The organism is Acinetobacter sp. YH12046, from assembly GCF_013419905.1.
Taxonomy (GTDB): Bacteria; Pseudomonadota; Gammaproteobacteria; order Pseudomonadales; family Moraxellaceae; genus Acinetobacter.
On record NZ_VOZF01000001.1, the window covers coordinates 112,174 to 127,256 of the forward strand.

Sequence of the window (15,083 nt, forward strand, 5' to 3'; positions counted from 1 at the left end):
CGAGATTGCGCCACACCCTCTAAGATTCTGAGATCGAAAAATCATATTTGAAAATACATGTCCAAACTTGCCCGATTAGATGAACTCTTAGAACAGTATTATCAGCTGAAATATCATACTCAACCTGAAATTTTAAGCCGTTTACAGGATGTGCAGGCATGGCAAAAGGCACGGATGCAGCGTAGCCATCATCAGCATTTTTCTGAAAAAAATAACCAGCTGATGGCCGAATATTTCCTGAACCGGCTCTACGGCGGCTCGGACTTTGATGCACTGGCCGAGCAGATTGCACGACTGATGAAATATGCGCACAAGGCAGAAAAAATGATTCCGGAAAATGCCCTAAAAACCGGAACCTCAGGCGTCGAACTGGCGATCTTGGCCGTGCAACTGGATGAACAGGTCGCAATCCAGCTTTTAGAGGATTATCCTGCCAACGCACCACTGACTGATGAAATGATGCGTGTGACCTATCTGAAACTGGATCAGGGTGAGGCGCGCTTGAAACAGCTGGCATTGCTGGATCAGCTGGGTGTCAGCCTGGACAAATATATGCGTTCCTTTGTGGTGTATACCGCTTTCAAGATGTGTAAAGGCGCTGCCAATAAATATCATTTTCAGGTGATGTATGAGTTTATGCAGGACGGTTTCCAGGCCATGAAACCGTTAAAATCGGCAGAAAAATTCGTGCATGACTTTACTGCGATTGAACGCGGCATTATTGATAAGGTGCATTCAGGTGATCCAACACCATTCCAATAATACACTCCTGTCCCATCCATGATGAGGAAGGCTTGCGGTCCTGCCTGATCCTGATATTTTCAGGTTTTTAGGGCAGGCCATCGCCAGTGATAAATCATATGAGTTATTCGATCACTGGCAGTGAAGATTTCCGCCCATATTCCTATTTTTCTGTATATTATTCATAACAATTGCATCATGATTGCTGAATAACATCCAAGAATCTGTCATTATGCAGGCAATGCAAGATTAACCCGATTGATATGTTAGGAGTGACTCCAATGTCGAATGAAAATCAAACGCCTACCCCTACACCCGAGTCGGCACAACAGACAGACAAAGTGAGCCCATTCTTAACCACTCCGCTTCCGCAAGGCGCTCCACAAGGTCAGCAACAATCTCTAGAACAACGCCTGACCGATACGCCTGTGACTGGAACTGTCCCTAAATATAACCTGCCACGCGGTGCCAATACCGGTAACGTCGGTCCAACCACGCACTTCGGCTACAAGACTGTGAGCAGTGACGAAAAAGCCCAGAAAGTGGCTGAAGTATTCCATTCGGTGGCCAGCAAATACGATATCATGAATGACCTGATGTCATTCGGCATTCACCGTCTGTGGAAACGTTTTGCGATTAATATGTCAGGCGTGCGCCGTGGCCAGCATGTGCTGGATATTGCTGGCGGTACAGGCGACCTGGCCAAAGTATTTAGCCGTGAAGTGGGCCCTACCGGTCATGTAGTACTGTCTGATATTAACGAATCCATGCTGAATGTTGGCCGTGACCGTCTGATTGATGCCGGCTGTACCAATGTTGATTTCGTTCTGGCGAATGCAGAAACTCTAGAGCCATTTGCCGACAACAGCTTTGATCTGGTAACGATTTCTTTTGGTCTGCGTAACGTCACCGATAAAGATGCTGCACTGGCAGCCATGTATCGCGTGCTTAAGCCAGGCGGTCGTTTACTGATTCTGGAATTCTCTAAACCAGTCTTTGAGCCATTCTCAAAACTGTATGACCTGTATTCATTCACTGCTTTACCAATCATGGGCAAAATCGTGGCAAATGATTCAGAAAGCTATAAATACCTGGCTGAATCAATCCGTATGCATCCAGACCAGCGTACTTTAAAAGGCATGATGGAAAATGCTGGCTTCCAGAACTGTGATTATCACAACCTGACCGGCGGTATCGTTGCCGTTCACCGTGGCTTCAAGCTTTAAGGGTCGTACCCGATATGTGGTCACTTCTCGCTCTCGGTGCTGTTGAACGCCTGATTCATCATATGATTGATCTGGATGCGATTACCCGCATTCAGCTCAATGCTTTAGCCGGCAAAATGCTGCGGGTGGTCATTGCCTCACCGCAACTGTCCGTCGATGTCTTCTTTGATGAGGGCAAGGTTCGTCTGGAACCAACGCCAACCGGTCATACTGAAGAATCTTCGATTTTTGAACAGCGCCCTTATGAAGCCAATAGTACTCAAATTCCTGAAGCAACGGCGACGCTACAGGTGAATAATGTCGTAGAGCTGCTTAAACTGCTGCTTGCTGATGAAGTCGGTAATATTCCGCTGCAAGGTGACTATAAAATTCTGCAAGAAATCCAGCGTATCATGCAGCAGGCAGAACCTGATCTGGCGGCGCATTTGAGTCCCTGGATTGGCCCTGCTCTGGCACATGAAATTGGCAAGTTGCAGCTGGCTCCGAAGCATTTAAAACGCACTTTGCAAAGCCAATTATTTTTCGCTAAAGATGCCCTGAAAGAAGATAGTGGCCTTTTTGCCCCGCGCTGGCAAATGGATGACCTGAATCAGGATACCCGTATCCTGAACCAGAATTTGGATCGCGTCGAAGCCAAAATCCGTCAGCTTCAGGCACAGATTGAATCTGACGATTCTACTGATCAGCCATTTACTCCTGCTACACCTCATATTCCTTCTCAATACTAGGTACACCGCTTTATGATTCCGCATGTTTCACGTTTACTCGAACTTTGGCGCATCGCCGCGCACTATAGACTCGACACGTTGTTTCCTGCGGAAGAACTTCCTGAAAAAGCCCGGCACATTTTATCTTTAATTCGTATGCATCCGGCAGCCTGGTCTAGCCGTGAGCGTAAAAACCCGCTCAAGCTGAAACTGGCACTGGAAGAAATGGGGCCGCTGGCGATCAAGCTGGGTCAGTTACTTTCGACCCGTCGTGACCTGATTCCGCCTGAAGTGCTGCAACAACTGGTTCTATTACAGGATCAGGTTAAGCCCTTTGATAATGATGTCGCCAAGATGCGTATTCAGGAATCCTTAAAAGCCGATGTAAATACCCTGTTCGCCCGATTTGATGTTCAGCCGCTGGCAGCCGCCTCGATTGCACAGGTGCATACTGCAGCCCTGCACGATGGCCGTGAAGTGGTGGTCAAAGTGACCCGTCCGAATATTCGACAGCAGATCTTGCAGGATTTTGAAATTCTAAGCTGGCTGGGTGATTTTCTGGAAAAACGTCTGGAAGCAGCGCGTGCCCTACACTTGTCTGAAATTATTCAGGACTATCGCCAGATCATTCTGAATGAGCTGGACCTGACGCTGGAAGCGGACAATACCCGCCGTATGCGTCATTACTTCACTGGCTCCAGCATGATGTATGTGCCTGAAGTTTATATGGACAGTAAGGACGTGCTGGTAGCAGAACGGATTACCGGTGTTCCGATTTCAGATATTGCCACCTTTGATGAACTGGGTATGGACCGTGCTGATCTGGCACGTAAAGGTTTAACTATCTTCTTTACTCAGGTCTTCCGCGACAACTTCTTCCATGCGGACATGCATCCAGGCAATGTCTTTGTCGAAACTATCAATCCGGCCAATCCGCGCTTTATTGCGCTGGACTGCGCGATTATGGGAGAGCTGTCCAAGCATGACCAGATGACCGTAGCACGTATGCTGCTGGCGGTCATGAACAGTGACTTCATGCAGCTGATTCAGATTGTGCATCAGGCCGGCTGGATTCCACCGGGTACCGATCAGGACGCGCTAGCACGCGAAATGAGTCGTACCGTGGGTCCAATGGTCTCCAAGCCGATGCATGAACTGGATTTTGCCGGGATTCTGATTCAGGTCATGGACATCGCCCGTCGTTTCCATCTGGAAATCCCGCCACAACTGATGTTATTACTGAAAACGCTGGTTCATGTAGAAGGTCTGGGAACAGACTTGTATCCTGAACTGGATATCTGGAGTCTGGCGAAACCCATCCTCACCGATTGGGTCAAAGCCCAGATGAATCCGCAAAAGAATATCAAGGAACTCGGACAAAAAATCCCGGATCTGCTTTTGGGCGCGCAGGACCTACCGACCTTGATGATCGACAGCCTGAACGGTCTGAAAAACCAGTCCGCCTGGCATGCCAAGCAGCTCAATGAATTGCAAAGCATGCGCCTGCAAATGGAACATCAGCAAAAGCGTAGCTGGATTTTTGGCAGCATCATGGCTATCCTGCTTTCAATTGCGATCATTTCACCATGGTTTGTGTCAGTGATTCTGATCGTACTGGCAAGCGTACTCGCAGTCTGGCGGATTGCAAAATAACTGAAATAACCTGCTTAAAAGACCTGACATTGTTCAGGTTTTTTTATTTTTCTCCTCCCCTATGACTGCAAAGTCACCTTAGGGTACATCTTGCCATTGGGCTCTGTGACCAGATGCTTAAAATATGTCCTCATTGGTCAAATATGGGTTGAACCTTTATGCAGATTTTACAAAAACATGCACCTGCTCTGAAAATCCGCGCTGGGCATCAGGCTCGTGAGCTGATTCTGAAAGAAGGCTTACAACCCGAACACATTGATATCGTGCCGGGTGCCGCAGGTGGACCCAAAGGCATCGGCATTCAAGGACTGGATCAGGCTATTTTTGGCGAGTTTTTCCCACGTGCTCCTCAGCGTAGAACCTTAGTCGGTTCATCTATTGGTAGCTGGCGTTTTGCCAGTGTCGCGGCATGGGGAGCCAAAGCAGGCACTGAACGTCTTGCCGACTTGTATACCCATCTGTACTTTCACAAGAAAATGACCCGTAAGGAGGTCAGTGACGTTTGTCGTGGCATGCTGCTGGATCTGGTACAAGGCAAAGAAACCGATCTGGTGAATCATCCAGATTATCATCTGACGGTATTATCGATCAAAGCCCAGCACATTTTTCAGAGTGACAAGGCGCTCCCCCTACTCGCCTCTGTAGCCGGCATCGTTGGAACTACCGCTGTGGCACGTAAACACAGCCGCCATTTTATGCAACGTGTGATCAGCCAACCGAATGCAGGTGAACAGTTTAAAATTGCCGATGATGGATTTACTACACACTATCATGCTTTGACTGAGCAAAGTGTTTTGTCCTGGCTGATGGCCTCTGCCTCTATTCCGGGCGTGATGGCAGCAGTCAATAATATTCCGGATGCACCGCAAGGTTATTATCGCGATGGCGGTCTGATTGACTATCATATTGACCTGCCTTTCCAGAGCAAAGGCATCGTGCTGTATCCGCATTTTACTGACAGCATTACTCCCGGCTGGTTCGATAAACTGTTTAAACGCACGGCACGCCCGGAAAATCAGGCACGAACTTTGCTAATTTCACCCTCTCAGGAATATTTGCAAAGTTTGCCTTTGGGTCGTTTACCGGATCGTAAAGACTTCACTTTGAAAGGTTTGGATCAAGCTCAGCGGATTCAGCTCTGGAAGCAATGTATTGCTGAAAGTCAGCGCCTGGGAGATGAATTTCTGGAACTGGTCGAGAAGCAGAATTTTGCCGATGTGATGCAAAGCCTGTAATGGGCGCGGTCTGCTCGAATTGTTTGTATAATTACCTTAATTTTTTGAACTGTTGAGATTTATGCAGAAATTTTTAGTGATCCTGCAATATGCATGTATAGCCTTTGGACTTTATCTGATTTATAGCGTTAGCATGTCGCTGTATACCCAGCAGTTTGAGCTGATGGAACTGGTGGCAGATATTGGCACCATTCTGATCTGTCTGGATTTGGGTGTGTTCTTATATACCAGTAAAGGCAAACAAGGCATCACCATGGAAGAGTATGCCAAACAGCTGGAACAACCACCGTCTAAACTGGTTTATGTGACACGTAAACTGGGACATCTGGGTATTTTATTGATTATTACCAGCTGGATTGTTCCGATTATTAATAGTTAATCCAAAATAAAAAACCTCCCGATTGGGAGGCTTTTTTTAAATTTCTTTGAGATGACAGGCTTTTAAAAATTGATATGTTGAATCATACAATTCACTCGGTCTGGTCCAATCATTATCATCTACATTCGGTAGGTAAATCACCACTCCTTGACGCGCACGAGTCAACAAAACACGATAAGTATTCAGTAGATATTTTTGCTTTTCCATCTGATTGATGTTCTGCCATTTTGTTCCTTTAAATGCTTGATAACACCAACCATCCTTAAAGTAAAAATTAATATCCCACGCAACACAGCAGTAATCTAATTCTAATCCTTGAACATCAAATTCTGTGGCGACATCTTCTAAGTAATATGAAGAACGTACATCAATTGTAGAATTCAAAAACCAATCAGATGGTGTGATTTTATTTTTAACATCAATCCCCTCTGCTTTGAGTCTTCTTGCGCCTGAGCTCGCAACCATGCCGTAACGCTCTGTCCCTTTAGCTTGTTGTTTTAGCCACGACTTGGCTCTTTCCAAGTTCCTTGTTAAAACAATTGGATAGGATTCTATAACTTGGCTATAAATATGTTGTGCTTTCGTCGCATCCCCATCTAAAATTGCTTGGACAAGTTCAGCAACTCTTTCACTTCTAAACGACCTTACTGATACCGCCAAATGTAAATCAGGTTCTTTATTACCATGCTGAATTAAATGATGCTTTCGGCTTTGATCTTGTATATAGACACGATCCTCTAAAATTTTCTCAGAATAATAAATCTGCCATTCAGGATAATGCTGTTGTAAAGCATCTAACCATTCGATAACCCCTGCTTCTCCAGTGTTAATCTCTTGACCGCTACCGATCAAACAAATAATCACACACCAATCCGTGTGCCGATCCATTACCTCAATCAAAAATTGTGGTTCAGATTTATCAAAGTTCTGAATTCCCTTTTTTTGCTTCATAAAGTTAGAAACTTGTTCTTTGCGCCAAGCTCTTTGTGCCTCATCAAATACCACCACCTTTTCAATAGGAGCTTCTAATGACCTTAAGTACTCATCTCGAAAGTGATGGATATTTTGAATAAAAGCTTTTGCTTTTCTTTCAGCACTTGATCTGGTTTCAAGTTGACCTTCAGTTTTTGCTGTTTCAACTGTTTGTCGAATCAGTGCTTCCTTTAGCACATCAACAAGTGGGCCATTGCCCGAGAGAAAAACTGAATGTTCTGATTCATCTTTTTTTAGTCGCTGGTTAGCAATATTCAGCCCTGCTAATGTTTTTCCAGCACCCGGTACTCCTGTAAGAAAACAAATTGCCTTATGTCGTTTTTCTTTTGTTGTTTCAATAATATGTTCAATACGTGCTGAAGTTATTTTTAAATTAATCGCCCCTGCATCACTTCTGGAAATATCTTCAACTTGATGTCCTTGATAAAGTGCTTTCGCTGCTTCAATGATTGTGGGTGTCGGTCTATAGCTGGCTTGATTCCACTCTTGGACATTAATCTCCGCATCCTCATTATAATGCGCAAGAACCTGTAGAATCATTTGGTTTAAATTGTACTGATGACAACAAATGGGCGCTCCAAGATCATCTACATCCTCCCAAATGATCTCTTCTGTATCCGCTTCAGTAGCTACAAGAATTGGAATAATTTTTTTATCATGACTTTGTGAATGAAAATTCTTTAAATCCAAGCAATAATCAATCACCTGATTTTTTGCAGTTGTAGAGTAAAAACTTTCCCCAACCTTAAACTCAATAACAAAGATTAAATTACGAATAATCAGAATATTATCAGCACGCTTCCCCATTCGAGGAATGCTGTACTCAAAGTAAAGATGACCCTTTGCTATACCAACTAAATTTGCTTTTAAAATATCTATTTGTGCTAACCAAGCATTTTTCTGTAAATCTTCAAGTGCAAATTCATGATGCTGTGCCAAATTACCTAAGATTAAGTCATTTGAGCTAGATAAAAAATCTTGGATGGAACTTTGATAATAACTTCTTAGCATTTTTAGATTCTTTGAGATTTTTTAATATTGTCGATACGAAAAACCTCCCTTTTGGGAGGTTTTTCGTTTAGAGCCTAAAGATTATTTCGAACCTTTAATCCCGGCTTGAAGTAATAGTGCTCCTAAACCACCAATTTTATTTTCTTGTGGTTTAGCCGCTTGAGGTTTCTTGCCATGCGGGCGGTCACCTTGCGGACGCGCATGCTGTGGACGTTTGCCTTGTGGCTTGCGCTCACCACGTTGCTCATTGTCACGACGTGGTTGACGTGGCGCTTTCACTGGTGCTTCCGAACCTTCAGGACGCATCGACAGATTGACACGGTTACGTTCAACATCGACGTTCAGTACACGAACTTGTACGATTTGACCTGGTTTTACCACTTTATGCGGATCAGCCACAAATTCATTGGCTAATTCAGAAATATGTACCAAACCATCCTGATGTACACCAACATCCACGAAAGCACCGAAGTTAGTCACATTGGTGACTACGCCTTCCAGCTGCATGCCTTCAGTCAATTGAGCCACTTCAGTAATATCATCACGGAATTTTGCGGTACGGAATTCTGGACGCGGGTCACGACCCGGTTTTTCCAGTTCAGCCAATACGTCTTGAATCGTCGGCAGACCGAATTTATCATCGACAAACTCTTCAGCATTCACCTGACGAATGATTTCAGTATTGCCAATAATGTCTTTGACCGTGGTTGCTTTCGCTTCAACAATTTTGCTGACCAAAGCATATGATTCAGGGTGTACTGCAGAAGCATCTAGTGGCTCGGAGCCATCTAGAATACGCAAGAAGCCCGCAGCCTGTTCAAAAGTACGTTCGCCTAGACGTGGCACTTTTTTCAACGACTGACGGTTATCAAAACGGCCATTTTCCTTACGGAAATCGACAATTTGCTGTGCAATCGATTTGTTCAGACCCGCGATATAACCCAAAATCGCAGAAGATGCCGTGTTGACATCGACACCCACCGAGTTCACACAGTCTTCTACGACTGCTTCAAGCGTTTTCGCCAGACCGGTCTGGTTCACATCATGTTGGTACTGACCCACACCAATCGATTTCGGATCAATTTTTACCAGTTCCGCCAATGGATCCTGTAAACGACGTGCAATTGAAACCGCACCACGAATCGACACATCTAGCTCTGGAAGCTCTTGAGAGGCCAATTCAGAAGCAGAATAAACCGATGCACCCGCTTCAGACACAGAAACGCGGGTCAGTTTTAGATCGCTATTCGTAGCCATCATTTCAGCAACCAACGCTTCTGTTTCACGGCTTGCAGTACCATTACCAATCGCGATCAGGTCAACATTGAACTCACGGCATAAACGCGCCAGCTCAGCCAATGAACCTTCTTTATCATCTTTGGGTGCAAATGGATAAATCGTGCTGTGAGCAAGCACATCGCCAGACTCATTCACCACCGCCAGTTTCACACCGGTACGGATACCCGGGTCAACACCCAGTGTGGTACGTGCGCCTGCAGGTGCAGACAGCAGTAAATGACGCAAGTTTTCAGCGAATACGTTCATCGCTTCTGCTTCAGCCGCCAGACGTTTTTCAGTCAGCAATGAATGTTCGATACTTGGGCGAACTTTACCCAACCAAAACAGTTTGGCAGTCTGCTTCAAGAAGTCCTGACGGGCTTGCGGTTGAATCGCGTCTAGATTGTATTCAGTTTCAATACGCGCTAATGGGGCAGCATCTTCACCATCTACTTTTAAGCCCAGTACATTTTCCTGACGGCCACGCAGCATCGCCAATAAACGATGTGAAGGCACTTTATTTAGGCTTTCAGAGAAATCGAAATAATCACGGAATTTTTTGCCCACTTCTTTTTTCTCTTCGCTAGCGACCAGACTTTTCAGCACGGCAGTTTTAGCAAACATTGCTTTAAGTTCAGTGGTCAACGCAATATTCTGTGCCCAGTCATCAATCAGGATGTGCTGGATCGCATCGAGCTGGCTTTCCTGATCTGGATAATCTTCATGGCTAAAGCCCGCTAAAGCTTCTGCTGGATCCACGGCTTCAGTAAAGATTTTTTCTGCAATCGGACCTAAACCGGCTTCTTTGGCTTTAAACGATTTGCTGGTACGTTTTGGACGGTATGGTGCGTAAATTTCTTCTAGGGCATTTTTAGTTTCTGCCGCATTCACCCGTGCCAATAAATCATCAGATAATTTATTTTGTTCTTTTAGTGATTCGATCACCTTTTCACGGCGTTCATACAAATCACGCAAATACGATAAACGTGTATCGAGCTGGCGTAGTTGCGTATCGTCTAAGCCCTGCGTTACTTCTTTACGGTAACGTGCAATGAAAGGAACGCTGGCACCCTCATCAATCAGTTTGATGGCAGCTTCTACTTGATTTGGACGTACGGCAAGTTCTTTTGCCAACTGCTGAACTAAGTCAGTCATCGTGTTTGATCCCACAAGGATAAGTACTAAATGGCATGATTATAAAGACCAGGTCTATAAAATCCACCATTGTTTTTATTAATTTATATAAGCTTTAGATAACCGTATACGATCGTTTTCCAGTTTTTCCACTAAAGTTTGCATGAACTTTGCATTTTATTCTTGTTCCAGGACGATTTTTTTCGCATATAGATGTATATATTTGGTATCTATGTCTTGATTTTAACTGCAATATTTGATGCTTTAGAGCATAGTCAATAATAGTAATGAATCGTATACTCAAAGCATATTTCATTTTTTGTTTATGACGACAATAAAGAATAAAGGAGCACCTCATGAGTTTAGTGGTACCTGCTGAAAAACCCGATGCTGTACATACCGAAACCGACCGGGTCGAGCGCATCCTGGTTGTCGATGATGATGTGCGTCTGCGTACCCTGTTACAACGTTTCCTTGAAGATAAAGGCTTCGTCGTTAAAACTGCGCACGATGCTACCCAGATGGATCGACTATTACAGCGGGAACTGTTTTCTCTAATTGTGCTCGATTTTATGCTGCCTGTAGAAGATGGCCTCAGTATCTGTCGTCGCCTACGCCAGTCGAATATTGATATTCCAATCATTATGCTCACCGCACGTGGTAGCGATTCAGATCGTATTGCAGGTCTGGAAGCGGGAGCCGATGATTACCTGCCTAAACCATTTAATCCAAATGAATTGCTGGCACGTATTCGTGCAGTTTTGCGTCGTCAAGTCCGTGAAGTTCCAGGTGCTCCTAGCCAGCAAATGGAAGTGGTATCCTTTGGCCCATGGTCACTGGATCTGTCGACACGTACCCTGACTCGTGAAGGACAGGTCGTCACCTTAACTACCGGTGAATTCGCCGTATTGAAAGCCTTAGTCCAACATCCACGTGAACCTTTAACTCGTGACAAGCTGATGAATCTGGCGCGTGGTCGTGAATGGGGTGCGATGGAACGTTCAATTGACGTTCAGGTATCACGTCTACGTCGCCTGATTGAAGAAAACCCGGCTCGTGCACGTTATATTCAAACGGTTTGGGGTGTCGGTTATGTGTTTGTTCCAGATGGTGCTGAATAAAAGAAATATTAAGGGATAAAGATCACTTTCATCTCTTGTCCCTAAACGCCATTCGCTGCTGTCTGAGCCAAACCATTATTGCAGGCTCAAATGGAAATGCGCGAGTTCAGCGAATGGCAAAGTTTTTTGGTTACTTTTTTCAAAAAAAGTAACATAACAAGTTCCTTCTTCTAGAAGATAAAAGCGGTAAGAATCCATCGCGGAAATATCTCTATAAAATTTAAAGACGCCTACAGGATGCTGGTGTGAAACTCGACCCCATCGACCCACAAAAATTTACCGATTTTGTCAGCTACTCAGAAAAAAAACGTACCCCTTGGGAACGCTTTCTGGACAAAATCAAACCGCGCTCTGCAGCAATGCGAACCACTGTACTGGTGGTCTTTGTGGTCTGTTTCAGCCTGTTCATGTCAATCTGGTTTTTCTGGCGCACACTTTATTTACCTGAAATTCAGCAACATGCACGTTATTTGGCTATGGAGCTGGAAATTCTCAATAATCCGGACCTGCGTCTTTATCATAAAGAACAGGAAGTCGATATTGATACCTGGCTCAAAAACCGGATCGGAATCGAATATGTCACCAATCCGGCTGAATATCCGAATGTAAAAGACAAGGTCATTGCCGAATTCTTTACTAACCAGATTGAAACCAAACTGGCCAAAGAATTAAGAATCGAACAGGCAACCGTTTATTTCCAGTTCAAGCCAAGTCCACGCATCTGGATTCAAACTCCAGAAATGAATGGCAACTGGGTACGTGAGCCTCTTAAAACCTATGCCAACTATAGTCCTGAACTGATTCTAGGCTGGCTGTTGGGTACGCCACTCATTGCTGGCATTATTATCCTGACCCTGGTGCGTCAGCTAAACCGTCCTTTACGCCGCTTGCAGAATGCAGCAAACAGCTATAGTAAAAATGGTTCCGCCCCTTATCTGGATACCAATCATGGTCCGCTGGAAATCCGTCAGGTGAATCATGCCTTTAACCAGATGATTTATACCCTGGATCAAACTGAACGTGATCGTCGAATCATGCTCGCAGGGATTTCACATGACCTGCGTACACCGTTGACCCGTATCCGTCTGAGCGCAGAAATGATGCCAGATGAAGACTTTCTCAAGGAGGGTCTGATTTATGACGTCGAGGATATGGATGCGATTTTAAATCAGTTCATTTCCTATATGCGGGATGGCTCCGATGAAGAACTGCAAGAAACCAATGTCAATGTGCTGTTGCAGGAACTGGTCAAGCAGTTTAAGCCACTTGATATTCGCTTTACACCTCAAGAGATACCGCTGGTTGAGGTACGCAGCATGTCGCTGAAACGCCTGATTGGTAACCTGATCAACAACTCAAAACGCTATGGTGCCGAACCGATCGAGCTGGCTGCCTATGTGCAGGACCATAAACTGATGATCAGTGTGGCCGATCATGGTGAAGGGATTCCAGAAGACCAGATTGAAGCACTGATGCAACCCTTTGTTCGTGGAAATTCTGCGCGTACCGTACAAGGCAGTGGTCTGGGTCTGGCAATTGTCAAGCGTATTGTTGATATTCACTCAGGTGAGCTGCATATCCAGAATCGGCCTGAAGGCGGTCTGGAAGCCATTATCGCCTTACCCCTGAAAACAGCAGATTCCGAGGCACCCGCTGCCCCAACCACCTTAGATAAAATTCGTCAAACGCTCACTGATCACTTCTAGTAAGTGATCATAAAAGCAACAAACGACTTTTTAGTATTTCTATATAATTCATTTTAATTTTTAATAATTCAATCATTTAAAAAACATCATTTTTCATTATACCTACATTTAGCTAAAAAATTAGACCTTAGCCTAACACCTATGCAAAATACATTTTTTGATCGGTACAATCCGTATCATTATTTAAGAATTTATGAGAGTTGAAATGTCTTTAGATCGTATCCGTTTAGCCTCCCTACACAACAAAGTCATCAGCCCTGAACAAGCTGCTGAATTCATCGAAGATGGTATGACTGTGGGTATGAGTGGCTTTACTCGCGCTGGTGAAGCGAAGGCGGTTCCTTTAGCTTTGGTACAACGCGCAAAAGCAAATCCACTGAAAATCACGTTGATCACAGGTGCATCACTCGGTAACGATTTGGACAAGCAACTCACTGAAGCAGGCGTATTGGCACGTCGTTTACCCTTCCAGGTAGATAGCACTTTACGTAAAGCGATCAACAAAGGCGAAGTGATGTTCATCGATCAGCATTTGTCTGAAACCGTTGAACAGATGCGTAACCAACAGTTAAAAAAACCTGATGTAGCGGTGATTGAAGCAGTTGCGATCACTGAAGATGGCGGCATCATTCCAACAACTTCTGTAGGTAACTCTGCAAGTTTTGCAATTTTTGCCGAGAAAGTGATTGTTGAAATCAACACGAATTTAAGTCCTGCATTTGAAGGCTTGCACGACATCTACATCCCGACTTACCGTCCAACACGTCAAGCAATTCCATTGACTCAAGTGGATGAGCGTATCGGTACACATGCAATCAATATTGATCCTTCAAAAATCGTGGGTATCGTATTCAACAATGAATTGCATGACTCTCCATCAACTGTAACTGCACCAGATGATGAGACTCAATCAATTGCTAACCACTTGATCGCTTTCTTTGAAAAAGAAGTAGCTGAAGAGCGTTTACCGAAAAACCTTGGCCCTCTTCAAGCAGGGATCGGTTCCATTGCAAACGCCGTATTGACGGGTCTGAAAGATTCAAACTTCGAAGACTTGATCATGTACTCAGAAGTACTACAAGACTGTACCTTTGAATTGATCGATGCCGGTAAAATGAAGTTTGCTTCAGGTTCTTCTATTACACTTTCTGCTAAATATGGCGAAAAAGTATTTAACAACCTTGAGCACTACAAAGACAAACTTGTATTACGTCCACAGGAAATTTCAAACCATCCTGAACTGGTACGCCGTTTAGGTATTATCGGCATCAACACTGCACTTGAGTTTGATATTTACGGTAACGTGAACTCAACTCACGTATGTGGTACCAAAATGATGAACGGTATTGGTGGTTCAGGTGACTTCGCGCGTAATGCCCACTTGGCGATCTTCGTAACCAAATCAATCGCGAAAGGTGGCGACATCTCTTCTGTAGTGCCGTTTGCTTCACATATCGACCATGCAGAACACGATGTTGATATCCTTGTGACTGAACAAGGTCTTGCAGATCTTCGTGGTTTGGCTCCGCGTGAGCGTGCACGTGCGATCATCGACAACTGTGCCCACCCAATGTACCGAGATGCATTGAATGACTACTTCGACCGTGCATGTGCAAAAGGTGGCCATACACCTCACCTGCTTCGTGAAGCATTGTCTTGGCACTCTAACTTTGAAGAAAATGGTCATATGCTTGCAGTAGAAGCTGCAGTCAAAACTGCTTAATTGACCGCTTCAGAAAACGCCCCACGGGGCGTTTTTTTATGGGAAAAATAATAAATAAACAAAGACAAATCTATCCATAAGAATCTGATCAGCTTAACTTCTTAAATATTTTGAATGATTAAAAAACTGCACTTAGTCTGGATGCAGGGCTTTAAATTCCAGTTCTTCACCCTCAT

The 15,083-nt window shown here is 44.5% G+C and carries 11 protein-coding genes; 9 read left to right on the forward strand and 2 right to left on the reverse strand.

All coding sequences use genetic code 11. The annotated features are described in order from the left end of the window. The first annotated feature begins 57 nt into the window (after positions 1 to 57). From FTU03_RS00495 to FTU03_RS00520, 6 genes are all read left to right on the forward strand, one after another. Positions 58 to 762, forward strand: a complete 705-nt coding sequence (locus FTU03_RS00495; protein ID WP_166134796.1) for a hypothetical protein — start codon at positions 58 to 60, stop codon at positions 760 to 762. A gap of 260 nt (positions 763 to 1,022) precedes the next feature. Next, entirely contained in the window at positions 1,023 to 1,967 is a 945-nt protein-coding gene (gene ubiE / locus FTU03_RS00500) for a bifunctional demethylmenaquinone methyltransferase/2-methoxy-6-polyprenyl-1,4-benzoquinol methylase UbiE (RefSeq protein ID WP_005232491.1), read from the forward strand. Between the two features lie 14 nt (positions 1,968 to 1,981). Next, a complete protein-coding gene (locus tag FTU03_RS00505) occupies positions 1,982 to 2,695 on the forward strand; it encodes an SCP2 domain-containing protein (protein ID WP_179991980.1) in 714 nt (237 codons plus the stop codon). A 12-nt stretch (positions 2,696 to 2,707) separates the two neighbouring features. Continuing rightward, entirely contained in the window at positions 2,708 to 4,327 is a 1,620-nt protein-coding gene (locus FTU03_RS00510) for an AarF/ABC1/UbiB kinase family protein (protein WP_179991979.1), read from the forward strand. 158 nt (positions 4,328 to 4,485) lie between these two features. Then, complete coding sequence (locus tag FTU03_RS00515) at positions 4,486 to 5,562, forward strand: patatin-like phospholipase family protein (protein WP_179991978.1); 1,077 nt, start codon at positions 4,486 to 4,488, stop codon at positions 5,560 to 5,562. 61 nt (positions 5,563 to 5,623) lie between these two features. Beyond that, entirely contained in the window at positions 5,624 to 5,941 is a 318-nt protein-coding gene (locus tag FTU03_RS00520) for a hypothetical protein (protein ID WP_004781714.1), read from the forward strand. 36 nt (positions 5,942 to 5,977) lie between these two features. Here FTU03_RS00520 and FTU03_RS00525 read toward each other — a convergent pair whose 3' ends face one another. Further along, positions 5,978 to 7,945: a DUF2075 domain-containing protein gene (locus FTU03_RS00525; protein WP_179991977.1), complete on the reverse strand. Its 1,968-nt coding sequence runs from the start codon at positions 7,943 to 7,945 to the stop codon at positions 5,978 to 5,980. 81 nt (positions 7,946 to 8,026) lie between these two features. After that, on the reverse strand, positions 8,027 to 10,378 hold the full coding sequence (locus tag FTU03_RS00530) for a Tex family protein (RefSeq protein ID WP_179991976.1): 2,352 nt from the start codon (positions 10,376 to 10,378) through the stop codon (positions 8,027 to 8,029). Between the two features lie 335 nt (positions 10,379 to 10,713). Between FTU03_RS00530 and ompR the strand changes: the two genes are divergently transcribed. From ompR to FTU03_RS00545, 3 genes are all read left to right on the forward strand, one after another. Continuing rightward, entirely contained in the window at positions 10,714 to 11,478 is a 765-nt protein-coding gene (gene ompR, locus FTU03_RS00535; RefSeq protein WP_004781707.1) for a two-component system response regulator OmpR, read from the forward strand. A gap of 245 nt (positions 11,479 to 11,723) precedes the next feature. Further along, positions 11,724 to 13,184 (forward strand): ATP-binding protein, encoded by a 1,461-nt coding sequence (locus tag FTU03_RS00540; protein ID WP_166134779.1) that lies wholly within the window; start codon positions 11,724 to 11,726, stop codon positions 13,182 to 13,184. Between the two features lie 205 nt (positions 13,185 to 13,389). After that, positions 13,390 to 14,907, forward strand: a complete 1,518-nt coding sequence (locus FTU03_RS00545; protein ID WP_159123434.1) for an acetyl-CoA hydrolase/transferase family protein — start codon at positions 13,390 to 13,392, stop codon at positions 14,905 to 14,907. The last annotated feature ends 176 nt before the right edge of the window (positions 14,908 to 15,083 follow it).

What these genes read in the sequence shown, in the direction of transcription:
- FTU03_RS00495 (WP_166134796.1), top strand. Translation starts at nt 58, where the DNA reads ATGTCCAAACTTGCCCGATTAGATGAACTCTTAGAACAGTATTATCAG.
- ubiE (WP_005232491.1), top strand. Translation starts at nt 1,023, where the DNA reads ATGTCGAATGAAAATCAAACGCCTACCCCTACACCCGAGTCGGCACAA.
- FTU03_RS00505 (WP_179991980.1), top strand. Translation starts at nt 1,982, where the DNA reads ATGTGGTCACTTCTCGCTCTCGGTGCTGTTGAACGCCTGATTCATCAT.
- FTU03_RS00510 (WP_179991979.1), top strand. Translation starts at nt 2,708, where the DNA reads ATGATTCCGCATGTTTCACGTTTACTCGAACTTTGGCGCATCGCCGCG.
- FTU03_RS00515 (WP_179991978.1), top strand. Translation starts at nt 4,486, where the DNA reads ATGCAGATTTTACAAAAACATGCACCTGCTCTGAAAATCCGCGCTGGG.
- FTU03_RS00520 (WP_004781714.1), top strand. Translation starts at nt 5,624, where the DNA reads ATGCAGAAATTTTTAGTGATCCTGCAATATGCATGTATAGCCTTTGGA.
- FTU03_RS00525 (WP_179991977.1), bottom strand. Translation starts at nt 7,945, where the DNA reads ATGCTAAGAAGTTATTATCAAAGTTCCATCCAAGATTTTTTATCTAGC.
- FTU03_RS00530 (WP_179991976.1), bottom strand. Translation starts at nt 10,378, where the DNA reads ATGACTGACTTAGTTCAGCAGTTGGCAAAAGAACTTGCCGTACGTCCA.
- ompR (WP_004781707.1), top strand. Translation starts at nt 10,714, where the DNA reads ATGAGTTTAGTGGTACCTGCTGAAAAACCCGATGCTGTACATACCGAA.
- FTU03_RS00545 (WP_159123434.1), top strand. Translation starts at nt 13,390, where the DNA reads ATGTCTTTAGATCGTATCCGTTTAGCCTCCCTACACAACAAAGTCATC.